A 24,257-nucleotide genomic window follows, 5' to 3' on the forward strand; every position below is an offset into this window, starting at 1 on the left:
CGTACGTAGAGTCAGGAAGACAGCCTCAGCCTTGAGCCACTGAAAGCAAGGGATTGCGCATGGCCTTCAAGGGAGACGATTCCACCCTATCCTTGGCCACGACGGTCACCCTGGCCATCGCCGTGGCCGCCATGGTGCTCACCAAAAATCCGCTGCAGAGTTCGCGGCCGCCGGGCACAGGCACGGGACTTCAGCAAGTGACGGGCGAATTATCCATCCGCGCCAGGTTGTGGGAAGACCCCTTTGGGGCAGTTGAGCGGGATATTCATGCTCAGAAATCCATCGCCCTTCAGGTGGTCACCGACGGCAAACAGTTCGGGCAGGTGACAGCTATGGTCAGCCAGCGCTCGCAGATCTCCGGCGATGGCGGTCTGCGGGGCTTGCAGGACAAAATCAAACGTGTCGGCGTCGAGCAAGTGCTGGCGCTGGTCGTCATGACCGGAGGTGGAACCTCGGTCGAGGCCGTCGAGGAGCGTATCCGGGATCGTTACGCTATTGGGGCGGCGCTGGAGGCCGGCTGTTTCGCACCGGACAAGAGCGAATCGCTGTCCTACTTTACTTGGAGTTATGTGAATCCTTTGCAGGGCCCATCTAAGGAGAAGAACCCTCTATCACAATACACGCCCTACGAATGGTACGAGCGAAGCGGGATCGGCACCTGCCGTGAAACTGGCGCGTCGCAGGATGGTCTGCCCCTTCGCCATGTGCTGGTGTTGTGGGTGAACGCGCCGGAGTCAGACGAAAAGATCCTCGCTCGTATCCATGCCTTGATCTCCATAATCTACGCACCTGGGAGCCAAGATCCCAAACGCTTTTTCCGAGTGAAACTCGTAGGCCCTCGTACGTCATCTGAATTTCGGAGAATCCTGAAAGAGATCAAACAACATCCGTCGCCTCAACGGACCGGACTGGGAAAGCCAGGCTACAAGTACATCTGGCCGACGAAAAATGGAAGCCTGCCACTCTACTCTCCCTGGGCTACGGCCCCACCCGGTCTTCTGGCCTACGGGTTGGAATATGAGAATGGTGGAAAGGCCTGCGGTTCTTATGATGAGTGTAAGAGAGTGTTTAAGCATTTGCTGACAACGGCTGGTATTGATTCTACATATCTCGTTACCAGCGACGAAGTTCTCTTCGAATCCCTCATGAAGGAACTTCACCGGCGGCAGGTCACGATCAAACAAGACAGGATTGTGCTGATTGGAGAGTGGGACTCATTCTATGCCCGTGCCCTTCCGCTTACCTTCTTGGGCGCGGCCCATCAGCATTTTGAAAACAGTCACAAGCACGAGTGCCAATCCGGCGGGGCTTCTGTGCGATCCGGCGAACCGAGTCCAAGTGGGCAGTCCTGTATCTCAGTCGACGAAGGGATGCGTCAGGTGTTCGCAGGTGAGTCCTCGCTCCGGGGGCTCAACATCATGCAGTACAGTTACTTGAGCGGCTTGGACGGAGAAGCGTCGGACGATCAAGCTAAACGAGCCAAGTCCAAGGAGGACAACAAGGAGAAGGAAAAGGATAAGGCGGAAGGCAAGGGACGGTTCCGGGACATTGACTCCTACGAGCGGCCTGAAGGCCCATCGCAACTAGACTATGTGCGGCGGCTGGTGGCGCGTATCAAGGCCGAGTGTCAGGACAGCAGCCAGAATGAGAACCAACCAAATGGAAAGGTCAAGGCCATCGGAATCCTCGGGCGAGATCCCTACGATGCGCTGCTGATTCTCCAAGCTGTGCGGGAGCAGTTCCCGAACGCGCTGTTCTTTGCAACCGATCTGGATGCACGGTATTTCCATGAAGACGAGCAGAAATGGACGCGCAACCTCATCGTGGTCTCCCAATTCGGTTTGCAGCTAGAGCCCTCGCTGCAACAGAGCATCCCGCCGTTCCGCAGCTCGCTGCAAACCTCAGCATTCTTTGCGGCGCTGCAGGCGATCGGTCAAGTTGCGCCGCAGCCTCCGGATAGCACGATCCCCCCTCGCCTTTTCGAAATCGGGCGCCATGGGGCAGTTGACCTCAGTACAGATGTTCCGCGAAGCGGGGAGAAGAGTGTCCATCCAGTGAGGAGCGATGTTGCCGGGGATAACAAGTCCCTCAAGCTGCCGCCGAGAATCGGACTACTCTGGATCGTCGGGTTACTCCTGAGTTTCCTGGTCCTGTGGGGTTATGGGCGGCTCTGGAACTGGTTGACGGCCTGGAGCGAACCGGATTCGACCAAACGTCCCTTCCTGTGGATCCTGCGTCGTGTATGGGTCTTCATTCCCGTCATCCTGGCCCTGTGGTTTTGGTGCCGGATCGCTCATTTTCCCTATGCCGAAGAGGAGCCCTTTTCTTGGTCCGATGGCGTGAGCATTTGGCCTACAGAGGCGTTGCGACTGTTTGCCATCTGTCTATGTCTGTTTTTCCTGATCAAGGCCTGCGCCGATTCCGGTCGCAATATCGATGAGCTGACGCAGTCCTTTTTCCCCGATGTCGCCTGTCGGCCACGCACTAGTGGCTGGCGGAACGCCTTGAAGGGATTCGGGAGTGACCTGGACTGGATGTTTCACGGATCCAAGCAGGCCCATCCTGGTGATGGAAGTGCCCTTTGGGTGCGCTACTGCCGTGCCCATCGGTGTCTGCCGCGCATAGGACGAGTTGTCTTGGGACTGGTAGCCTATCTCTTTCTGGTCGTGCCCCTGTGGTTGTTCATGAACGATGGCGAGTTCCGCCTCCCTGTGCCTTGCCGAGGCGTATTTACCTGCAAGGTCGATTTCGCGGCAACAATGGGGAGTGTGTGGCTGCTACTCATTCTGAATCTCGCCGTGCTGGATGCAGTGATCCTCTGCACCAGATGGGTGCAGGAGATGCCAGCGGCCACGAAGATGAGCGAGATGCAGCAGATCCGGCTCATCGTCGAGCGCACAAAAATCGTGAATCGACGGATTCTCTATCCCTTCCTAGCGCTCTTCCTCTTGATCGCTGCTCGGAGTCACTACTTCGACAATTGGGATTTTCCGCCCGTGCTGATTTTGGTATTGGCAGTCAATACCCTGGTGGCCCTGGCCAGTGTCAGCATGTTATATCTCGCGGCCGTGCAGGCGAAGCGGCGGATTCTTGCGCCCCTTCAACAGCGTCTCGATCACCTAACGCAGGCAGCGCGCGATGCCGGTTCAGTCAAGGATAGGGACGCATCGGCTGAAGCGCTCCGCCAGATCATCACCGACATCGACGGTGTGCAGCAAGGAGCCTTCGTGCCGTTCTATCAACAGCCGGTCGTACAGGCGACGCTGGTTGCCGCTCTCGCCTTCCTGCAATACTGGTATCTCGGCCAGTAATCCCATTACACTGGGTAGCACGATGGTCTGTAAGACGGCAGGCCAGGGCATTGACCCGAGGGTCGGTCTGACAAAGGAGTTGTAGCCACATGCGCGTCGACAAACTCGGTGGCCTCACGGTTCGCGTGACCGGCGGCATTGACGGCAAGGGCGGGGGTGCTGGTCCATTGGTGGTGCTGCTCCATGGATTCGGCGCGCCGGGTGATGACTTGGTGCCGCTCAGCGAATATCTGGACGCGCCGGCGGGCACGCGTTTTCTCTTTCCTGAAGCGCCGATTCAGATCCCGATGGGCTTCGGGGATTCCCGCGCCTGGTGGATGATCGATATGGCCCGCATTCAGGCTGATCGAGCGGCGGGCAGGATCCGGGACATGTCCGGCGAAATCCCGCGAGGGCTGCTTGAAGCGCGCGACCGGGTGAAAGCCTTGTTGGAGGAGGCGCACAAGAAACTAGGGGCTGAGCCGGCCCGGACCGTGCTGGGAGGTTTTTCGCAAGGCGCGATGCTGTCCTGCGATGCGTTGCTGCAGAGCACGCAGTCCTATGCCGGACTCATTCAACTGTCGGGCACGCTGGTCGCCAGGCAGGAATGGGCGCCGCTGCTGACAAAGCGGAAGGGGCTGCCGCTCTTTCAGAGCCATGGCACCCAGGACCCGATCCTGCCCTATGCGATGGCCGAGCGCTTGCGCGATGAATTTCTCCAGGCCGGCGCGGCGGTTGAGTGGAATCCCTTCCGGGGCGGCCACGAAATACCGGAGCCGGTCTTGCGAAAGCTCGGCAGTTTTCTCCTGAAGATCTTGCGGTAGGGGCATGATGGAACCGTTCACACTCACCTGCGCCGACGGCACCATGCTGCGCGGCGATCGCGCGATCGGAAAGGATCGCCAGTTCCTCTTCATCACCGGCTTTTTGTCCAAGCGTTGGGGGAATAAGAGTAAGGCGCTGGCGCAATGGTGTCAGGACCGGGGCTGGGGCTTCTGTTGTTTCGACTTTCGCGGCTGGGGCGAGTCCGGAGGCAACTGGGGCGACTATCGATTGCTCCACTGGCTGGAGGACGCGGAAGCTGTCACCAATCTGCTGGCCAATGGTCCGCCAGTGACGATTGTCGGCAACTCCCTCGGCGGCTGGCTCGCCTGGTTGGTCGCGCAGGAGCAACCGATCGTCGAAGAACTCATTCTGATCGCTCCGGCCTTCAATATGATGGATCTGCGCGCGGCGCAAATCTCCGCTGAGCGGCGCGAACAGTGGCAGTCGGCTGGCTCCATGCCCTGGGATGACGAGCCTCTGCATCGGGACGCGCCGATCCCCTGGCATTGGGTCGAAGACAGCCAGGCGCTGTGGCGCCGTCGCTTCACCATGCCGCGTCGCGTCAAGACGACCATTCTGCATGGGCTGCAGGATACGGTGATTAATCCGGAAGGTAGTTGGACGTTCGTGCAGCATCTGCTGTCGCAGGATCCGGAGTTCCCCATCGAACTGCTGCTGAAAATCGGCGATCATCGGCTGAGCAGTCCGGAACATCTCGACACCTTCCGGCGGCTGGTTTTTCGAAGACCCTGAGGCGCAGTTCTACCCGTTGTTCCGTGCAGCATCTTTCTTATTATGTGATAGTTCCACTCCTTAATCAGCATTCTTCCCACTGTGTCTACACAGTTTCCAGAAACTTCTGTTCATCCAAGCCAGCTCACATAGAATAACAATGCTTGCTGAAGCTTCCGCTCAGGAAGGTTTCACTGCGCGGCCCACATCACTGCCAACATCTTCGTTCATGAACCCTGTGTGCAGCTTCCTGCCCCGATTCGCGTTGATCTTCATATTTCTCACTGCCCCGCTCTCAGGATGTACGACGTTCGACGGCCTCAAACAGATCAGACATCTTCCGAAGACTGCCGAGGCGATCAACTACGACCCAAAGAACCCAGACTTTTTCTATGACCAGTCTGTAAGGGCGTATCGGCGTATGTCCAAGCAACAGCAGAATGGTCAGCCACATTTGGAGGCCGTTGTCAGGGACACCCTCGGAAAAAAGGTCCGGCAGGAAGAGGAACTATTGGCGCTGAGCGACACGGGGTTGTCGAGAACGTTCGGGCCTAGCCGAACGGCTGTCATGGGAGGTGGATTTTTACTGGGGGTGGGCATATTCGTCGCCCAGGTCATATTGTTGTTTCCATGCGCCCTCGCGTTAGGAGTCGTTGGAGAGGTTCTTGGAATACCGGCCTTGCCGGTGTCGTCTCACCTGGAAACCGTATATCTCGAAGAAGCCCAGCGAGCGTATGACAGAGGTCGAGAACAACTGGCTGCCGGCTCTCCGGAGTCAGCCCTCGCCAGTTGGGACCATGCAGAACAATTGATGCCTTCACTTCAGGCACTGTCCGATATGAATTTCTGGCGTGGCCAAGCATTTGATTCGTTGAGCGAGCCCCGATCCGCGCTGCTTGCCTACTCGACGTTTCTTGACTATTCGGAATCTTCCCTTCCGTCGTATTTTAAAGCGAATTTTGCTGACGATCCGACATGGGAGTGGAAGGCGGATCATGCAGAATCTAGGATCGCTGACCTGAGCAGGCGATTAGCACGGAATGGTTCATTGGTGACATTCTCGTCTGAACAGCGGGAGGAACGTCCATGACCGAAGCGATGGGCGTACGGATGGACAGAATGGCACAAGTGGTGAAAGGAGGACAAAGGCTTTGTCGAATCGGCCTTTGTTTATTTCTTTCAGGGTGTACATCCCTTCCAGGATTATCTGAGCTCAAGCAGTTGCCTGGATTCATGGATATGCCTCCTCAAGAGGAGATACAGTATGACAAGACGGTCTTAGCTTATCGGGTCGGAGGAACAGCCGCTTCCACGGGATCGGTCTTGCGTAATACGGTGGGAAAGAAAATCCAGACTGCGCAGGAGTTACAAAGGTTTGCCGCAAGTGTCAATCACGAGATCGTGGGGGTGCCCACAAGATATACCGCCTATGCTCTTGCCGGTCTGTATACTCCATACAATTTTGTAACCAAAGTATTTTATATCGTGCCGGCAGTTCCATTGTTCGTCGCAGGCACGGTCTTCAAGTCGGCCTGGGAAGAAGCTGTAGAGACAGCATACGAATCGGGACGAACTCATTTCATGCGCGGAGAGTTGAAGGAAGCGTTAGCCAATTGGAATCGGGCCATTGCGCTGGCACCAGAACTTCGAGCAATATCAGACTTGGACTATTGGCGAGGTCGTGCCTTTCAAGAGGACGGGAAGGTCACCGAAGCAGTGATTGCGTATCAGCTTTTCCTCAGTTATTCAGAAGGAACGCGACCGGAGTTTTTTACCAAAACGTTTCCCGCTGATATGAGGTGGGAAGAGGAAGCAGCCGACATAGAGCGCCGGTTATCTGAAGTTCAAAACCTTTCGAACGAGAAAGTTGGCATGTGACCATGTTGGTCTTAATTCATAAAGAATGCGGTGGCCTGGCACTGGAGGAATCACCCGTCGGGGAAGTGTGTGCCATTCCCGTCGATCGGTTTCCGTTCCCCTGTTTCACCTGTCTGGAAGAAATCATCGACGAATCAGAATTACGGCTTACGCAGGATTTGGGCATCTGAGCCTGCAGGACGCGGAAAAAGTCCTGCCAGCGGCGTTCTCGCGTCACTCAGAGACTCACCGTACTGCGAGAGTACGATTCGCCTCTTCGCTCGCTGCGGCCTTGCTGGACGGTCTTTTTGCGCATCCTGCGATTGGGGTTGATTGGAGACGGCATGAGGAACGAGTTATTTCACGATAAGCGATTGTTCCGCATTCTACTAGGAAGGCGAGGATTTCATGTCATCGTTAGGAGCACATAACAGCGGACCGGACTCAGAAGGCCCTGACGTTCCCGAACCATCCCATGCCGAAAAGGCCAGGACCTTGGTTCATCTGCAGCAGACGGGCGGGCTTTCGACACTTTCCCGCAAACAACCCGGCTGGCCCTTCGGCTCGGTGATGCCGTATGGGTTGGATGATCAGGGGCAGCCGAGTTTTCTGATCAGTGCCATGGCGATGCACACGCAGAACCTGCTCGGCGACCCGCGCGCGAGTCTGCTGATCACCCCGCCGGAAAGTCAGCGCGATCCACTGGGCGCAGCCAGGGTGACGCTGATGGGGTCAGTGACGAAAGTGCCCAAAGATGAGGCGGCATCGGTGCGCGAGCGCTACCTGGCCCGTCACGCCAATGCCGCCTACTGGGTCGACTTCGATGACTTCGCCTTTTTTCGTATGGCGTTGGCGGATATCTATTTCGTCGGAGGGTTCGGATCAATGGGATGGGTGGCACCGGCTGACTACATGGCAGCGGCAGTCGATCCATTAGCCGAAACCGCCGCGGACCTCATCCGCGAGATCAATACACAGCAACAGGAGACACTCCTGCTGCTCGCCCACGCCTGCGGCAATCTCGATGCGCAACAGGCCAGTATCACAACGATGGACCGATTGGGATTTCATATGCGGGTCAAAACACCCGACCGGATGCAGGGTGGACGATTCGCTTTCACCGTTCCAGTGCGTAATGCGGAAGAGGCCCGCGCCGCGCTCGCGGATCTGGCCGCGAAGGCCAGGACGGGGACTCCGGTGCTGCACTCGCTGTAACTGCACAGGGCAGGCCCGGTCGGCAGGGGGACTCCGAGGCGGCCAACATTATTTTCTGTCGATCGCTCGCAAGATCTCCTGACGCAACGTCTCCGAATGTGGATTCTTGACTTCGCGGCGGATGACGATGTCGGTCGGCGTCACGGACTTGCCGTAGTAGGCACGACTCCATTCGTCCCGTGAGATCAGTGCCGCTCCTTCCAGCGAGACACCCGCGAACAGGCCCTTGGCCCGTACGAATGACAACAGGTCTGCGCTGAGGTTGGGCGTCGTCGCGCCGGAGACCCCTGCGCCGACTGGTCCGACGGCGACCGATCCATCTGCCCCTAGTTTGAAATTACCGAGGAGCAACGAATCTACCCCGCGTTGCGTCAGGACCAGCAGCACGACCTCCGACATCTGTGCGCCGAACTGAAAGCCGAAGCTGGCGGCTCCCATCGTGAAGAAGGCCGGCTCGCTCCATTCGCCGGTCTTCTCATCCTTGGCGACGAAAACGCCACTGCCCCCGGCCGCGCCGTAGATCAATGCGCCCTTCATGTATTGCGGCACAATGAAGAGACCCTTGGCCTCTTGGATGTGGTCGCGAAACCAGGTCATGTTGGAATCGGCGAGAAAGTTCGAAAGGGTCATGCGTGACTGGTCCACCAGGTCACGCTGCTCGCGGTCGTCTGCATCTGCGGAGGCGACACCCATCCAGGTCAGTAGCGGCAGGAGCAGTGTCAGGATGAGGCGGCAGGATCTTCGCTGAATCCGTGCGTCTGGAATCATGCCCAGGCCTCCCTCGCGCGGTTGTGAATCCTCCCGCGCTTTGTTATGGTCATCGATTGCACGAACGAACAGACGGTTCACACTCTACTAAGGATGGCTATGGCGACGAACGATAAGCAAGTCATTTTTTCACTGGTCGGGGTAGGCAAGGTCTATCCACCGAAGAAGCAGGTACTCCGCGATATCTACCTGGGTTTTTATTATGGCGCCAAGATCGGCGTCCTCGGGTTGAACGGGTCCGGCAAAAGCTCGCTGTTGAAAATCATCGCCGGGGTGGATCCCAACTATGTCGGCGAGATTACTCGCTCCAAGGGCTATAGCGTGGGCTTGCTCGAGCAGGAGCCGCAGCTCGACCCCAACAAGACCGTGAAAGAAGTCGTGGAAGAAGGCAAGAAAGAACTGGTCGCGCTGTTGCACGAATATGAGGCGGTCAGCAACAGCATGGGCGATGCAAGCCCGGATGAGATGGAAAAACTCATCGACAAGCAGGCGCAATTGCAAGAGAAGATCGAGGCGGCGAACGGCTGGGAACTCGAAAGCGAGCTGGAGATCGCCATGGATGCGTTGCGCTGTCCGCCCGCCGATCAAAAGGTGAGCGTCCTGTCCGGCGGTGAAAAACGCCGGGTGGCGCTGTGCCGCCTCATGATCCAGGAGCCTGACATTCTCCTGCTCGATGAGCCGACCAACCATCTCGATGCCGAATCGGTGCAGTGGCTGGAACAGCACCTCCAACAGTACAAAGGCACCGTCATCGCCGTCACCCACGACCGCTACTTTCTCGACAACGTGGCGGGCTGGATTCTGGAACTGGATCGCGGGCACGGCATTCCGTTTCAGGGCAACTACACCTCCTGGCTGGAACAGAAACAGGAGCGGCTGGAGAAGGAAGAGAAGGCCGAATCCAAACGCAAGAAGACGCTGGAACATGAGTTGGAATGGATCCGGATGTCGCCGAAAGCCCGTCAGTCGAAGGGCAAGGCGCGCCTCAATCGCTACGAAGAGCTGGTCAATCAGAAGCAGGACCAACTGGCTGCCGAGCTGGAGATCTACATTCCACCGGGACCTCGCCTGGGCGACGTGGTCGTGGAAGCGAAGGGCATCAGCAAGGCGTTCGGCGACAATGTGTTGTATGAAAATGTGGAATTCAGCTTGCCGAAAGGCGGCATCGTGGGAGTCGTTGGGCCCAACGGGGCGGGGAAGACGACGATGTTCCGCATGATCATCGGTAAGGAGAAGCCGGACAGCGGGACAATTCGCATCGGGGAAACGGTGAAGCTCGGCTACGTCGATCAGGACCGCAGCCTCGATCCCAACAAAACCGTCTACGAAATCATTTCAGACGGGCAGGACACGGTGATGCTGGGCAAGGCCGAGGTGAATGCGCGCGGCTACTGCGCCCGTTTCAATTTCGCCGGGACCGATCAGCAAAAAAAGGTCAAGGATCTGTCGGGCGGGGAACGCAACCGTGTGCACCTGGCTCGTATGCTGAAAGAAGGCGCCAACCTGATTATCCTCGACGAGCCGACCAACGATCTCGATGTGAATACGTTGCGCGCGCTCGAAGAAGGGTTGGAAGATTTTGCCGGCTGTGCCGTGATCAGCAGCCACGACCGCTGGTTCCTGGACCGCGTCGCCACCCATATCATGGCCTTTGAAGGCGACAGCAAGGTCGTCTGGTACGAAGGGAATTATAGCGAATACGAAGCCGATCGGAAGCGGCGGCTCGGCAAAGAGGCTGACCAGCCGCACCGAATCCGCTATCGCAAGCTGACCAGGAACTAGCCCGCATGATTCATGAGCACTTCTGCTGCAATCGCCGATTCACTGCTACGACGAGCCTTCGGCCAGCGAGCTCGCCCCTCGGACCCTCAACGTACTGCACAAGTACGCTTCGGGTCCTCCCGGGCTCCGCGCGCCAAGACACGGCCGGCTCACCGCCTCGCCGGCGTCCGCACGCGTGGCTCGACTTAGTCGTCGAGCCGCGGACCTCGCAACGTGACTCGGCGATTTCGCGACGAATCGTCATGAATCATGCGAGCTCGCAGGTTGTTGAAAAGGGCTTCCAGCAGCGTTCTCAGTCGCACACCTCCCTGCGACGTACAAGTGGGAAAACGGAACTACTAGAGGGGTTTATCCGTTCGCCTGGAATATGAAGAGTGGCGAACGGGTCAAACGAAGTTTGGTTTGTACCTCCTCAGTCGGCGTGCTTCCTGCGGCCTTGCTGGAAAACCCTTTTGAACAGCCTGCAATGGTTCTTAGTTTCTCACTATTCTTGCCTCTTGCGGGAGAAACATCCGTTTTTCCGGCTCAGCCGTAGATTCACACATGAGCTTGTTATCGGGACCTTTCCTCGGCTGTTGGATCGCGGCGCTGCTACTGACCTCCGTGTCCTGTGCGACCAGTGATCCTCCTCGGGCCCTCCCCCCTGACCCTCGCCCGGCGCCGACGAGGGCGACCCTGCAGTTAGGCCACAAAGAATTGACGGATGGCCGGTTCGTCGGACTGGCGTTCTCCGGGGGAGGTAGCCGCGCGGCCGTCTTCGGGGCGGCCGTCATGAAGGAATTGGACCGCCTAGGGCTGCTGCAGCAGGTCGATGTGTTGTCCGCAGTATCCGGCGGTGCCTTGCCTGCTACGGCCTATGCCCTGGAGGGCTATCGTGACTTTAATTTTGAGAACGGGTTCGTGGAACAGATCGGGCGCGATATTCAAGGTGCCGTGGCGGGGCCCTGGTATGCCGCCCCGCACAACCTGCTCCGGTATGCGTTTCGAGACACCATACCCGCCGAACCGGTGATTCGCGCCCTGGACGACCAACTGTTTCACGGGGCGACCTTCGCCGACCTCAATCCCTCACGACCGATCTTGCTGTTGAACGCCACGGATGCCGTCACCGGTGATCCCCTGGTCATTGCCGAGGAACGGTTCGCGTCGTTGGGAATCCCGTTGGGGCCGTTCAGTATTGCCCGGGCCGTCTATATGTCTGCGGCCTATCCCGGCGTGTTGGAACCCTTGACGCTGACCGACGGACGCACAGGCACGAACGGCGCGTCTGCCGATCCCGTCCTAGCCTATGACGGAGGCGCCGCCGACAATCTGGGTATTCGCACGCTCATACATGTGGTGGAGAAAACCCTGTCGGAGCAGCCGATGGCGGATCGTTTCCCGCAGGGCTGCCTGGTCATCTCCATCGATGCCACGAGCCGTCCGGAGAACGAGGCGCGCACACCGCTCTCCGCCGCCGCGGCCCTGCTCAGGGGCCATCGCCGGAATGTCTTGGAACTCGCCGGTATCCCTGCCGCTCAGCAAGACCAAGCGATGTTCGGCACCTTTCGGGTCGGTCAGAACGGAAGCGGAGGGATCTGTCGGTTTTGGCATGTGGCATTGCGCCAGTTACCGGACAGTGATCCATTGGGCGAGCACGTCACACACATCACCACGAACCTGGGCTTGTCGGTTGAGGATCAGGCTGCATTGATCGCAGCGGCAGCCCGCCTCGTGGCGAAGGGGCGCGAGGAGATGAATGCAACGGGCGGTTGGGCCGGTTTGCTTGAGAACAAGCCGGCGCTGTTCTCCCATCCATGACGCACCCCATCACTCAGCAGCGTGTGTTTGTCACCGGCGCCACCGGATACCTAGGTGCCCGGCTCATTCCGCTGCTGCTTGAACGAGGGCATCAGGTGACCGCGTTGGTTCGCGAGTCCTCTGCGAGGAACGTCGCCGCGGGGTGCAGGGTCGTCGTTGGCAATCCGTTGAATGCCGAGACCTTCGCGGAATCTGTGCGGGGAAGCGATACGCTGGTTCAGCTGGTCGGCGTGCCTAAACCGTCACCCTGGAAAGGGGCGCAGTTTCGCGCGATCGATGGGCCTTCTGCCATGGCAGCGGTGCGAGCCGCCGCTTCAACCGGTGTGCACCACTTTGTCTACGTCAGCGTCGCCCATCCCGCGCCTATCATGCAAGACTACATCGCCGTGCGTCGTGAGTGTGAAGCGGCCATCACGCGAGCTGGGTTGATCGCCACCATCCTTCGTCCCTGGTATATTCTCGGCCCCGGGCATTGGTGGCCCTTGGCGCTGATGCCGGTCTATCGTGTCCTGGAACAAGTGCCCGCTACAAGGGAGTCGGCCATGCGCTTGGGGTTGGTCACGATTCAGGAGATGCTCGCGGCCCTGTTGTGGTCCATTGAGCACCCTCCAGTGAAGACGAGGGTCATCGACGTGCCGGAGATCAGGCGTCTGGTACGGAGCGAGATATGAAACCGGTCGCACTCGTCACCGGCGCCGCCGGACTGATCGGTGGCTATCTCGTCAGGACCGCGCCGTGCTGGGTGCCTGATTGGGAGGTACGAGGCATGACCAGGGCCGAGGTCGATCTCACCGATCGAACTCAGGCTGAACGGCTCTGGGAGCGTCACCGGCCGGACCTCGTCATTCACTGCGCGGCCTTGAGCCGCACCGGTCTTTGTGAACAGAATCCCGCGCAGGCCAGGCTGATTAATGTCGAGGCCACCCGGTTCCTGGCCGACCTCGCGAAGGACGTGCCCTTCATCTTCCTCTCTACCGATCAAGTCTTCGATGGCGCGAAGGGGCGGTATGTCGAAACCGATGCCGTCCATCCGCTGAATGTCTACGGGAAGACGAAGGCTGAGGCGGAGCAGGTGGTGCTCGCGAATCCTGCCCATACGGTGGTGCGCATCGCGCTGACGGCGGGAATGTCACCGACGCGAGACCGGAGTTTCGTCGAAGATATGGTGCGGACGGCAGCGAAGGGGGTGACGCTGACGCTCTTTACAGACGAGTTTCGCTGTCCGTTGCCGGCCGGTGCCTTGGTGCGGGCGCTCTGGGAAATCGGACTCCAGGGCCCACCGGGTCTCTATCACCTGGGCGGTTATGAACGGCTGTCGCGCTGGGAGATCGGGAAGCTGCTGTCGGCGCGATTCCCGGAATTGCGGTCTTCGATCCAGCCTGGCTCGGTCGCCGACTATCATGGCCCGCCACGGCCGCCGGATTTGTCGATGTGCAGCGACAAGATCCAGGCACTTCTGTCCTTCCGCCTGCCAGGCTTTCGCCAGTGGCTGACGGAGAAACCGTCGGATGGCGACGATCCTTGGAACTATCCTCCTGCGGTGGCGCGCTAACAGGCTGCGGAACAACTCGTGTTTTGCCCAATACGCTCGGATCAACTCATGCGCCGTATCGGTAGCAGAATACCCCGCAGGATGCGCAAAAAGGCCGTCCAGCAAGGCCGCAGCGAGCGAAGTAGCGAATCGTACTCACGCCGTACGGTGAGCCGCTGAGGGATGCGAGAACGCCGCTGGCGGACTTTTTCCGCATCCTGCTAAATCAATGCGGAAGCGTACGAATGTAGGCTAACACGCTCTGGATGTCGCGGTCGGAGAGGAGTCCCTTCCAGGAGGGCATGTTCGGTTTGCCCTCGTGGATGGTGGTGAGCAACGCGCTGTCTGATTTCTTCCTGGTTGCCGGTGCCGTCAGGTTCGCCGGATCCGGACCGAGCAACTTATAGCCATCGCCTTTTCCCTCAGGACCGTGACAACCGGCGCAGTGTCGGCTGAAGATGCGTTTGCCTTTTGCACTCTCCGGCGTCTTCGTGCCGGCGGCGCCACTCGCCTCCGAGGGAATACCGGACCAGCCGATGCATGCCACGATGATCATCACGATGCCCACGACACCCGCCTTCACCATAGTCCCTCCATACCGATCCTTCATCTTGCAGAGTAGGGCCTCGGGCATCATACCGCCGGGCGGCGGACAATACCAAGACCATCTGCACTGGCCGGCCCGGTGTTGCCGCCGGCACTCATCATAGTACAATCGCTGTATCATATCCTGTGTGTTCTATGCGCGCGCTTTACTTCCGGGGCCCATTGCATGTCGCCAACGGATCCACTCTCCCTCCTCTTCACCGCCTGGGTTGCCTCGGCGATCCTCATGGTCGGACTCTGGCTGCTTGAGCGCCGCCTGCAGCATCTGTCGATCGCCGATGTCGGGTGGTGTTACGGATTAGCCTTGGTGGTGTTGTGGTACGCCAGTGCTGCTCCTGGTGAACCGGCTAGGCGGCTGCTGGTCGCTCTGTTGGTTCTATTGTATGCCGTGCGCTTGGGTACGCATGTGCTGGTGGATCGGCTGTGGCGAAAACCCGAAGACGGCCGGTACCGTGCCCTGCGTCTGCGATGGGGCGAGCAGGGTCCGCTGCGCCGGTTCTGGTACTTTCAACTGCAGGCTGCGGCCATTGCCTGGTTCTCCCTTCCTCCCCTGGTCGTCATGCAAAATCCGCATCCGCCGTTTCATCTCATCGAACTGCTCGGTGTACTCCTGTGGGGAGTCGCCGTGACGGGGGAGGCGGTCGCTGATCGGCAGTTGGCGGTCTTTCGACGTCAGCCCTGGAACAGGGACCGTGTGTGCCGTGAGGGACTCTGGTACTACTCGCGCCATCCCAATTACTTTTTCGAATGGCTGCACTGGTGGAGTTATGTGGTGATGGGGCTGGCGAGTCCGCTGGGCACTTGGGGTTTGACCCTGATCGGCCCGCTGACGATGGGGTGGGCGCTCTTGAAAGTCACCGGGATTCCCTGGACGGAGACGCAGACCATGAAAAACCGTGGTCGCCAGTATGCGGAGTATCAGCGCAGCACCAATGCGTTTATTCCCTGGCCTCCGCGTCGGCTCTAACAGGATGCGGAAACAGTCCGCCAGCGGCATTCACAAGCGTGACGCGCGTTCTTCCGCGCGTCGTGAACCTCAGCGGCTCACCGTACCGCAAGAGTACGAGTCGCCCCTGGGACACTGGGCGCTCACCGACTCGCGTCCGTCCGCAGGCGTGACGCTCCTTCCTCGTCGCATCGCGGACCTCGCTGCGGCCTTACTGGACGGCCTGTTTGCGCACCCTGCAAGGCCGTTCAACGTCGTCTCACACCGCGTATCTGTGGTGGCTACGGGACTCGACATGAGTTGTTCCGCAACCTACTCGCTGCGGGCCTCCCCGGAGATCACTTGCCTGCCAATTCTGCCAATCGCGCACGAGCGGTCTTGGCGGCGGGGCTGTCGGGATACTGGCGGATGATGTCTTCGTACAGTTCCCTGGCGTGGGTCAGGTTGGTTTGGCGTTCTTCGAACTGGGCGGTTTCCAGCCATTGCGCCGACTGGTCGGGACCGCAGCCCGATCCGAGCAGCACCACGGTCAGGGCAATCCAGGCACATGATCTCGGCATGCGATCGGTTCCTTTCATGACTGTCCGGCGGGGCGCGTGATGCACTGGCGATTGCCGTAGTCTGTCGCCAGCACGCACAGGGTTCAAGACGGTGGAAGCGGCACCCTGTTTCCGTTACGAGATGTGCTCCTCGCGGATGCCGAAGCGCGGGGAGGTAATGCCTTCGCTGCGACAGCGAGGGCAGCGGCTGGGTCTTGTCAGCCTGGTGCGGTCGCGGAACGTATAGGTGCAGTCCTGGCAGGTCGAGGGCTCCAGCACAAATGTTCGAGCCGGATCGCGAGCGAGCGTTTTGACGATGTGCGTCATGTGGTCCTCCACTTGGCGCACGGGCATGCCGAGAAGCTGGGCCAGTTGGTGGGAAGACAGTAACGTACCCGTCAGCAGCGCGATCATTCGGCGTCGGGGCGTCTGTTCCTGCGAGGTCATGCGCGAAGATTTTACCAGGATGGACGGCGTCTCCTCCAGCGCGACGCCTCACGCCGAGCATGGGCTGATGAAAAGGCAGGCAGCGGTCGACGCGATCTTGGTATACTACGCACGATTGCTTGTACGTGCCCCGCAACCAGAGATGCTGCGATGACGGGACCCTCGTGGGACGAATTGGCGGAGCTGGCGCTCTCGCGTGTTCGTGCGGCCGGGGTAGAGTATGCCGATATTCGACTGCTCGATTCGACCACGCGGACGATCGTTGGTGAAGACCGGCGCATCGCGCATATCCGCGAGTCGACCGATCGCGGGTTCGGCATTCGCGTGCTCCATCGGGGCGCCTGGGGATTTGCCGCCAGTTCCATCCTGTCCCTCGAGGAGGTGCCCCGGGTCGCCGACCTTGCGGTGGAAATTGCGAAGGGATCGGCCTCTCTTGCGATTTCGAAAGTGCACCTCGCGCCCGAGCCGGTGCATCGAGACCGGATTGTCACACCCTGCCGCCTGGATCCCTTTGCCGTTCCGCTCGAAGAACAAACGGCGCTGCTGCTGAACACCATGGACATCATTCAGCGGCAGCCTGGTGTCGTCAGGAGCCATGCCGGCATGTGGGCGCAGCGTGACCGAAAACTGTTTGTATCCACCGAGGGTTCCCATCTGGAGTTCGACCTGTTGGCGATGCAAGGCGACTGCACGGCTACGGCGGTGCATGAAGGACGGTTCGCCAGTCGCTCCTTCAACACGCCCCATCTCCGCATGGGGTATGAGCTGGTGCGGGATGCCGACTTTGCTCGTGAAGCGGAACGAATTGCGGCACAAGCGGTGGAAAAGGTGCGAGCGCCGGTGATCGAACCGGGCCGCTACGATCTGGTCCTGGATCCTGAACATCTCTCGTTGACGATGCACGAGTCGTGCGGCCATCCAAGTGAATTGGATCGTGCGCTTGGGTATGAGGCGAACTACGCCGGCACCAGTTTTCTCACACCCGACAAGCGTGGCACCTACCGGTATGGCTCCTCCGATGTAAATCTGGTTGCCGACAACACCGAAGCCGGTACGCTGGCGGCGACGGGATACGACGACGACGGTGTGAGTTGCCAGAAATGGGATATCGTGCGGGAGGGTATTTTTGTCGGATACTGCACGAATCGCGAAGTGGCGCCGAAGATCAAAGAGGAGCGGTCACGCGGGTCGAACCGGGCCGATAGCTGGGGCAGCGTGCCGATGGTGCGTATTGCGAACATCGGGCTTGAGCCGGGAACCGCCACGCTCGACGGGCTCTTGGCCGACGTGAAACGGGGCATCTACATCGAAGGCCACGGGTCGTATAGTATCGACCAGCGGCGGTACAATTTTCAGTTCGGCGGGGACGCCTTCTGGTTGATTGAAAACGGCCGGCGAACGGGTATGGTACGCGACGTGATCTATCACGGGATCACGCCGGAGTTTTGGGGACGGTGCGACGGTGTCGCCGACCGGAGTCATCGTCGGCGGTATGGATTTATCACCTGCGGAAAGGGCCAACCGGGGCAATCGGGCTGGATGACCCACGCCGCGTCCCATGCCCGGTTCCGCCGCGTGGATGTCATCAGCGGAGAGACGAAGGCGAACCCATGACCTCCTCGATCACCGCGTCATGGCCGAAATTGACGAGTCGTCAGGAGTTTGAATTCCTGGCCGATCTGGTGATGGGCCACTCCACCGGGGACGAGACGTTTCTGTCGTTGCGGGATTCCCATGGCGGCACGACTCGTTTCGCCAACAACCAGGTCATTCAGAACGTGAATCAGCGGCGTGGCAGCCTGTCGATCACGGTGGCCTTCGGGCACCGGCACGGGACGGCCAGCACGACGGACTTCACTGCCGGGGCGGTACGAGAAACGCTGAAGCAGGCGGAATCGATTGCCCGTCTGTCGCCGGACGACCCGGAATATCTTCCGCCGGTTGGCCCACAGACCTATTTGTCGCTCCCGACCTCCCGTCCGGAAACGAGTGCCGCAGGACCGGCACGTCGCCTCGATTACGCGCGTGAGGCTATCGGCCAGTGCAAGATGGAAAATCTGAACGCGGCCGGCACGGTGTCGTCCGGCGTCGCGACGATCGGGTTGGCCGCCGGGACGGGATTGCGAGCCTATGAGGAGCGCACGGAGGCGCGGTTCAGCCTGACTGTGCAGGCCGGCGACGCCACGGGCTGGTCGGCGGCAGCCCATCGATCCATCGATCGGTTGCATATTCAGGAGCGCACCCTGGCCGCTATTATCAAAGCCAAGCGCGGAGCAGACGAGCCACAGGAATTACCGCCGGGCCGCTACACGGTCATCCTGGAGCCGGCTGCCGTGGCGGGTCTGCTCAGTTGGATGATCTGGATGTTGGATGCCAAGTCGTTTTACAAAGGCACCAGTCCGTTCAGCGGGAAGTTGGGCTCGCGCATCATCGATCGACGCCTGTCCCTGTTGAATCAACCGGCCCATACCGACCTGCTCGGACACGGTTTTACCCATGAGGGGCTGCCGGTCATCGAATCAGGCTGGATTGAGTCGGGAGTACTGACGCAACTCCTGCACGACCGGTACACGGCGCGGGAACATCAGATCGACCCCCTCGCCACGTTGGAGTCGCCCCATTTCTCAGGTGAGCGTCCCATCGGCACGCGGGTGGACGACCTCATCCGTACCACCCAGCGTGGGATCCTGGTGACAAATTTCTGGTACATCCGTCCGGTCAATCCGTCCGATCTGACGCTGACCGGGATGACCAGAGACGGCACGTTTCTCATTGAAAACGGTGAGATTACCTCGGCCATCCGGAATTTCCGGTTTCATGAGAGTCCGTTGCGCGCGTTTAACCAAGTGGACGCCTACACGACCCCCGCCGAGGCTGTGACCTCGGAGACCGGAAAGGCGCTGGTTCCTGCCATGCGGATTCACGACTTCAACTTCTCCAGCGTCACGCGCTTCTAGTCGCCCCGTGCCCGGCCTGCGGACCGAAAAAAGCCCCTCGCGGCCATTGACTCGGCCTATGGGAAAGAGTAATGAATTAAGGGTAATTGGCCGATAAGAGTTCGGTGTGCCCCTATGAATCGGAAACAACAGCGTCTGGCTGAAAAGCCCGTTCATCTCCTGACCCTCGCCCCCGACAAGGGTGAAAAAGGAGCGGTCAATCCGTTCGCGCCCTCACCTTTGCGTGCGGCGATCGGAAAGGTGTTCGTCAAGCTCGAAGATATGACCGAGCGGTTCGAGGATTGGTGCCAGTACGGCAGCTCTGAGGACCGGACGGAACAGCCGTTGGGACAGCGGGTGTCGAAATGGCTGGGAGCGCCTGTCGCGCGTCATATCGAACATGAAGTGCAGGCAGAACATGGGTTGGTTCCGGCCCGGCGGTGGGATGGCGCCGTCGGCGATCTCATTTTCCGGTTGCGTGACCGTGCGGGATTTGTGCAGCGCGCCTTGGCGGCGCAAGCCCGTGAACTCAAGGACTGGGTCATCCAACATACCCAATCCACTCAGGCGGAACTCCATGAGTTGCGGGAACAGGTGTCCACGCAGAAAGCTCAGATGGAAGAACTCTCGTCGCAGCTTCAGGATTTGCGTGCGCTGGTGAGTTCGCAGCAGCAAGTCTTGATGTACATGGGCAAGGATATGGAGATGGCCCCGCCTGCTGAGTTAGAGCTGTCCCTCGTCCCGCCGCGCGCGTTGCCCTATCGCGACCGTGAGATGAAACCTTCGAGAGATCGGCGCGAGGCTTCTGCCGAGGCCTCCGAGATTCCCTACCTGAACGCATAGATCACCGGTGCACGATCCGGCGGTACGCCAGGATCAAGCCTGCTCTGCTGGTTGCTCATCGATCTCGTACATCCGCTCCGCAGTAGGCGATGCCTGTTGCCGGTCTGCTGTCCCGAACGGCGGGATTCGTCGGGCGCGGTGAGGTTGTGTCAGGTCACATCCTACGTATCCGCCGCAGTGTCGGACCTCAATCCACAACGTGCTGGCAACTTCCTGATAAGACTGCTACTTTGTGCGTCTCCTCACGGGCGAGCCGTTGCCGGAGGATCGAAAGATGGTTCGGTCTCTCGCCGTCACACGATCAGGAGTGCGATCAATGGTGAAGCGACGATATCTGCAGGTACTGCTGTCCGGTCTCGTGTGTGTGGGGCTGGCGTCATCTCTGGGGGAGGGACGCGCGCGGGCGGAGGTGACCTTATTCGACAATCTCGGTACGTTACACCACGAGATCACCACGACCTCCGAGCTCGCACAGAAATATTTCGACCAAGGACTCAGACTGGTCTATGCGTTCAACCACGAGGAAGCCATTGCCGCATTCACGGAGGCCTCTCGCCTAGACCCCGAGGCGCCCATGCCCTATTGGGGTGTGGCGTTGAGCCTGGGGCCGAACATCAATGCCGCGATCGACGCCAAAGCTGAATCACGCGCGGCCGACGCCATACACAAGGCCATCGCACGCCTTGCGCAGGCCACTCCCCGTGAGCGGGCCTATGTTGAGGCATTGGCGACACGGTACTCCGGCAAAAAGTCTCCTTCCAGAAAAGGCAGGGATGACGCGTATGCCAAGGCCATGCGCCGGCTCGCGTCGGAGTTTCCCGACGATGTCGATGCCGCCGTGCTGTTTGCAGAATCGATGATGGTCCTTCGCCCCTGGGACTATTGGCGAGCCGATGGTCGTCCCCAACCGGGAACAGAGGAGATCGTGGCGACGTTGGAAGCGGCGCTGGAGCGAGATCCGAATCATCCGGGCGCCTGCCATTATTACATTCACGCCGTGGAAGCCTCGCCCGATCCGCAGCGCGGGTTGGCCTGTGCCCAGCGCCTGCCGTCACTGATGCCCGGTGCCGGGCATCTGGTGCATATGCCGGCGCACATCTTCATGCGGGTGGGCCGCTATCGGGAGGCGTCTGAGCGGAATGCGAACGCCGCGACGGTGGACTACGAGTATTTGCGTCATCACCCCCTTGAGGGCAACTACGCATCAGGATACTATGCGCACAATCTGCATTTCTTAAACGCCTCTCTGGTGATGGAAGGGCGGAGCGCGGAGGCGTCGCAGGTCGCGCGCGACTTGCTGGGTAAGATCTCGGTCGACGAGATCGTGAAAGAGCCGTCGCTTGAATGGTACGCACCGACTCTGCTGCTCACCATGGCGAGATTTGGTCAGTGGGGAGAGTTGATCCGGCAGCCTCCGCCGCCCAGGGAGTTGCGGTTCACGACGGGCCTCTGGCACTACGTGCGGGGATTGGCCTTTGCCGCAACGGCCCGGTTTGGAAGCGCTGAAGGGGAATTGTCGAATCTCAGGAAGTCGCTCAAGGCCTTCACCAAGGCGAAGACGACGGAGGGCAAGTTGAGTCGTACGCTGCTGAAGGTGGCGGAGCGAGTGCTCGTCGGAGAAATGGCTGCACGCCGTGGAGACCACGAGGCGGGGATTCAGGCCTTGCGCGAGGCGCTACAGTTGGAATCGTCGTTGCCATACAGCGAACCGCCGTTTTGGTTTCAGCCGGTCCGCCACAACCTGGGAGCGGTGCTGTTGCTGGCGGGACGTCCCGGCGAGGCGGAAGCCGTCTACCGGGATGATTTACGCGTGAATCCGGAGAACGGCTGGGCGCTGCATGGACTCGTGCACAGCCTCCAGGCGCAGCGTAAAGACGCGGCTCACGAAGAAGCCCGGCTGCGTGCCGCCTGGGCACAGGCCGATGTGGCGTTGACAGGGTCGCGTTTCTGAGGTTCAGCAGGAGCGGCGTGCAGGAGCGAATGATGAATCGATCCATGAAAGGGAGACGGTGAACACAGAGTATGTATTTCATACGAGCGAGGAGCCGCGCGAACTCATGCGGTTGCACATGCTCGAGCGGATCTTTGATGCGGGCACCCAGCGGCGCCTGCTGTCCACGGGTTTGACGAGCGGGTGGCATTGCCTGGAAGTGGGGGCCGGGGCCGGCTCCATCGTCCGGTGGCTGGAGCAGCGCGTCGGGCCGTCGGGTAAAGTAGTCGCGCTCGACACCAACCCGCGATTCCTGCGGGGCAGCGGCAGCTCGACCATTGAAATCCTTCAAGGCGACATTTGCGACGCGGATCTTCCCCTCGCTACCTTTGACCTGGTCCACGCGCGCTACGTGATGATTCACATTGTGGAGTATCAGCGCGCGTTCGAGCGGATGTTGCGTTGCGTAAAGCCGGGTGGATGGGTCGTGCTTGAGGAGCCTGATTTTCAAGCGGCTCGCGCAGTGGCCGGCTCGGAGGAAGGGCGGGCCTCGTTCGCTCGCGTGTCCGATGCGATCGAGCGGATGTTCACTTCGCTCGGAATGGATCACGCGTTGGGGGTGAAGTTGCCCGCGCTGTTTCGGCGCCACGATTTGACGCAATTGACGGTGGAACATGAGGGACATCTGTCCGCCGGCGGAGGAATGGTGGCACAGATGATGAAGTTGTCCGCCGAGCAATTGCGCGACAAATACATCGCGACCGGCATGGTGACGGAGGCCGATCTTGAAGAGTATGGACGGCTCGCGGACGATCCCGACTCCTGGGCGATCTACTATGCGACGGGGGCGGTGACGGGCTGGTGGCAGCCGCAATGCGGCGGGCGGGTGTAAGGATGGGCATGCGCTATATTGTGGGCGTGATGGGGCCGGCAAAGGCCAGGAAGAAGGATGTGGACAACGCCCGTGTGCTGGGCGAGTTGATCGCGCGGCGGGAATGGGTGGTCCTGACCGGTGGACGCGATGTCGGCGTCATGGATGCCGCCTGTCAGGGTGCCAAGAAGGTCCCCGGCAGTTTGACGATCGGTGTGCTCCCGTCGGCTCGTGAACGCGTGTCGAAATATGTCGATCTGGCGATCATCACCGAGATGGGCAACGCACGCAACAACGTCAATGTGATGTCCAGCAACGTGGTGGTGGTGTGCGGCCTGATGGGGGCCGGCACGGTGTCTGAGGTCGCACTCGCGTTGAAGGCAGGGAAGCCGGTCATTCTGGTCGGGGCAACGCCGGCCGAAGAGAAATTCTTCAAGAAACTCGGGGGTCGGCTGATCGCCGCGGTGGAGACCCCGGAAGAGGCCATCACCCTGATGATGAAGCAGTTTGAGCAGCAGCAACCGGATCTGGTCCAAGGCGCGCGCTCCTGGGGCGTCTGACAAGCTGTTGAAAAATCCCGCCAGCGGCGTTCTCGCGTGACACTGCCGCCTCACCACCTCGGCGGCGTTCACAAACCTGACGCACTTTATTCAGCGCGTCGTGAACCTCTCAGACTCAACGTACCGCACAGGGGAAAAGAGCCTGTCCCGGCAGGGTCGGGGTGGGCGAGAAAGAATATGGCCTCGTCTGTTCGCATTGCTGCGGCCTTGCTGGATAGGCTGTTTCAGCCGCCTGTCTCTTATCAGCAGTACGTTGAGATCGGTTACTGGGCAGAAGGAGAGCCGGTCACCGTGTCCTTGTCCAGCAGCACCCCGGAGTTGTCGAAGGGGAGGCGGCCGCCTTTCGTGTGTAGCACGCCCGTGACATGGTAGGTGAGCGACTGATCGCCGGAAAAGGACAGGAGCTGCCTCACGACCTGTAGAGTGGACGTACTGGTTTCGACGGAGGTCACGGCGTCGCTTAAACGCGGCACGACCAATTCTTTGTTGCCCAGTCCTCGTACAAGCCGATTGCCGTTTAGATCCAGACGAAAGTCGATCCCGGTCACAGCGAGGTCGAAGTCGTTGGGATTCCGGATTCGAAGATCGACCTGAAGTCGCTGCTCGAAGGCGCTGGCCTCCAGCGGCGTGACATTCGTCACCAGCACCTCGGGAGGTTCACCCTTCATCAGCCAGGTCGCGCACCCGGCAAGCAGAAACAGGGCCAGTAAGCCGCTCAGCAGCGTCAATCGCCTCATCTCGCGCATCATACACAAACATCCAATCGTTTGCGACCTGCG

23 protein-coding genes are annotated in these 24,257 nt (G+C 59.9%); 18 read left to right on the plus strand and 5 right to left on the minus strand.

Going from position 1 to position 24,257, the window contains the following annotated elements:
• Window positions 1-59: 59 nt before the first annotated feature.
• The 7 genes from KJA79_RS05685 to KJA79_RS05715 all read left to right on the plus strand — a co-directional run bounded on the left by KJA79_RS05685 (window position 60) and on the right by KJA79_RS05715 (window position 7,919).
• Window positions 60-3,311: a hypothetical protein gene (locus KJA79_RS05685; RefSeq protein ID WP_213041013.1), complete on the plus strand. Its 3,252-nt coding sequence runs from the start codon at window positions 60-62 to the stop codon at window positions 3,309-3,311.
• An 89-nt stretch (window positions 3,312-3,400) separates the two neighbouring features.
• The gene (locus KJA79_RS05690; RefSeq protein ID WP_213041014.1) at window positions 3,401-4,114 is read left to right on the plus strand and encodes an alpha/beta hydrolase; all 714 of its coding nucleotides are present in this window, start codon (window positions 3,401-3,403) and stop codon (window positions 4,112-4,114) included.
• Window positions 4,115-4,118: 4 nt separating this feature from the next.
• Entirely contained in the window at window positions 4,119-4,868 is a 750-nt protein-coding gene (locus KJA79_RS05695) for an alpha/beta hydrolase (protein WP_213041015.1), read from the plus strand.
• A gap of 208 nt (window positions 4,869-5,076) precedes the next feature.
• Window positions 5,077-5,937: a hypothetical protein gene (locus tag KJA79_RS05700; RefSeq protein ID WP_213041016.1), complete on the plus strand. Its 861-nt coding sequence runs from the start codon at window positions 5,077-5,079 to the stop codon at window positions 5,935-5,937.
• Complete coding sequence (locus KJA79_RS05705) at window positions 5,934-6,725, plus strand: hypothetical protein (protein ID WP_213041017.1); 792 nt, start codon at window positions 5,934-5,936, stop codon at window positions 6,723-6,725. Before KJA79_RS05700 ends, KJA79_RS05705 begins: the two co-directional genes overlap by 4 nt.
• A 2-nt stretch (window positions 6,726-6,727) precedes the next feature.
• Window positions 6,728-6,895 (plus strand): hypothetical protein, encoded by a 168-nt coding sequence (locus tag KJA79_RS05710; RefSeq protein ID WP_213041018.1) that lies wholly within the window; start codon window positions 6,728-6,730, stop codon window positions 6,893-6,895.
• A 217-nt stretch (window positions 6,896-7,112) separates the two neighbouring features.
• On the plus strand, window positions 7,113-7,919 hold the full coding sequence (locus KJA79_RS05715; protein WP_213041019.1) for a HugZ family pyridoxamine 5'-phosphate oxidase: 807 nt from the start codon (window positions 7,113-7,115) through the stop codon (window positions 7,917-7,919).
• A 48-nt stretch (window positions 7,920-7,967) separates the two neighbouring features.
• Here the strand turns inward: KJA79_RS05715 and KJA79_RS05720 are convergent, their stop codons facing one another.
• On the minus strand, window positions 7,968-8,687 hold the full coding sequence (locus KJA79_RS05720; RefSeq protein WP_213041020.1) for a lipid-binding SYLF domain-containing protein: 720 nt from the start codon (window positions 8,685-8,687) through the stop codon (window positions 7,968-7,970).
• Between the two features lie 99 nt (window positions 8,688-8,786).
• Between KJA79_RS05720 and ettA the strand changes: the two genes are divergently transcribed.
• The 4 genes from ettA (at window position 8,787) to KJA79_RS05740 (ending at window position 13,821) form a co-directional block, all read left to right on the plus strand.
• Window positions 8,787-10,469: an energy-dependent translational throttle protein EttA gene (gene ettA / locus KJA79_RS05725; protein WP_213041021.1), complete on the plus strand. Its 1,683-nt coding sequence runs from the start codon at window positions 8,787-8,789 to the stop codon at window positions 10,467-10,469.
• Between the two features lie 543 nt (window positions 10,470-11,012).
• Window positions 11,013-12,269, plus strand: coding sequence for a patatin-like phospholipase family protein (locus KJA79_RS05730; protein ID WP_213041022.1), 1,257 nt, complete (start codon window positions 11,013-11,015; stop codon window positions 12,267-12,269).
• A complete protein-coding gene (locus KJA79_RS05735) occupies window positions 12,266-12,940 on the plus strand; it encodes an SDR family oxidoreductase (protein WP_213041023.1) in 675 nt (224 codons plus the stop codon). The genes KJA79_RS05730 and KJA79_RS05735 overlap by 4 nt, the downstream gene beginning before the upstream one ends.
• A complete protein-coding gene (locus KJA79_RS05740) occupies window positions 12,937-13,821 on the plus strand; it encodes an SDR family oxidoreductase (protein WP_213041024.1) in 885 nt (294 codons plus the stop codon). Before KJA79_RS05735 ends, KJA79_RS05740 begins: the two co-directional genes overlap by 4 nt.
• Before the next feature lie 205 nt (window positions 13,822-14,026).
• Here KJA79_RS05740 and KJA79_RS05745 read toward each other — a convergent pair whose 3' ends face one another.
• Entirely contained in the window at window positions 14,027-14,527 is a 501-nt protein-coding gene (locus KJA79_RS05745; protein ID WP_213041025.1) for a c-type cytochrome, read from the minus strand.
• Between the two features lie 45 nt (window positions 14,528-14,572).
• Here KJA79_RS05745 and KJA79_RS05750 point away from each other — a divergent pair, with 45 nt between their 5' ends.
• Window positions 14,573-15,373 (plus strand): DUF1295 domain-containing protein, encoded by an 801-nt coding sequence (locus KJA79_RS05750; protein ID WP_213041026.1) that lies wholly within the window; start codon window positions 14,573-14,575, stop codon window positions 15,371-15,373.
• Between the two features lie 317 nt (window positions 15,374-15,690).
• Here KJA79_RS05750 and KJA79_RS05755 read toward each other — a convergent pair whose 3' ends face one another.
• Entirely contained in the window at window positions 15,691-15,912 is a 222-nt protein-coding gene (locus KJA79_RS05755) for a tetratricopeptide repeat protein (protein ID WP_213041027.1), read from the minus strand.
• 114 nt (window positions 15,913-16,026) lie between these two features.
• Window positions 16,027-16,338, minus strand: a complete 312-nt coding sequence (locus KJA79_RS05760) for a transcriptional regulator (protein ID WP_213041028.1) — start codon at window positions 16,336-16,338, stop codon at window positions 16,027-16,029.
• Between the two features lie 150 nt (window positions 16,339-16,488).
• Here KJA79_RS05760 and KJA79_RS05765 point away from each other — a divergent pair, with 150 nt between their 5' ends.
• The 6 genes from KJA79_RS05765 (at window position 16,489) to KJA79_RS05790 (ending at window position 23,478) form a co-directional block, all read left to right on the plus strand.
• Window positions 16,489-17,952 carry a TldD/PmbA family protein gene (locus tag KJA79_RS05765; RefSeq protein ID WP_213041029.1) on the plus strand — a complete coding sequence of 488 codons (1,464 nt, stop codon included), beginning with the start codon at window positions 16,489-16,491 and terminating at the stop codon, window positions 17,950-17,952.
• Window positions 17,949-19,295 (plus strand): TldD/PmbA family protein, encoded by a 1,347-nt coding sequence (locus KJA79_RS05770; RefSeq protein ID WP_213041030.1) that lies wholly within the window; start codon window positions 17,949-17,951, stop codon window positions 19,293-19,295. Before KJA79_RS05765 ends, KJA79_RS05770 begins: the two co-directional genes overlap by 4 nt.
• A 114-nt stretch (window positions 19,296-19,409) precedes the next feature.
• A complete protein-coding gene (locus tag KJA79_RS05775) occupies window positions 19,410-20,117 on the plus strand; it encodes a hypothetical protein (protein WP_213041031.1) in 708 nt (235 codons plus the stop codon).
• Window positions 20,118-20,433: 316 nt separating this feature from the next.
• Window positions 20,434-22,068, plus strand: a complete 1,635-nt coding sequence (locus KJA79_RS05780) for a tetratricopeptide repeat protein (protein WP_213041032.1) — start codon at window positions 20,434-20,436, stop codon at window positions 22,066-22,068.
• Between the two features lie 58 nt (window positions 22,069-22,126).
• Window positions 22,127-22,939 (plus strand): class I SAM-dependent methyltransferase, encoded by an 813-nt coding sequence (locus KJA79_RS05785; protein WP_246507441.1) that lies wholly within the window; start codon window positions 22,127-22,129, stop codon window positions 22,937-22,939.
• 8 nt (window positions 22,940-22,947) lie between these two features.
• Window positions 22,948-23,478, plus strand: a complete 531-nt coding sequence (locus KJA79_RS05790) for an SLOG cluster 4 domain-containing protein (protein WP_213041033.1) — start codon at window positions 22,948-22,950, stop codon at window positions 23,476-23,478.
• Between the two features lie 263 nt (window positions 23,479-23,741).
• Here KJA79_RS05790 and KJA79_RS05795 read toward each other — a convergent pair whose 3' ends face one another.
• On the minus strand, window positions 23,742-24,227 hold the full coding sequence (locus tag KJA79_RS05795; RefSeq protein WP_213041034.1) for an LEA/WHy family protein: 486 nt from the start codon (window positions 24,225-24,227) through the stop codon (window positions 23,742-23,744).
• Window positions 24,228-24,257: the final 30 nt, after the last annotated feature.

The organism is Nitrospira defluvii, from assembly GCF_905220995.1.
GTDB classification, from domain to species: Bacteria; Nitrospirota; Nitrospiria; order Nitrospirales; family Nitrospiraceae; genus Nitrospira_A; species Nitrospira_A defluvii_C.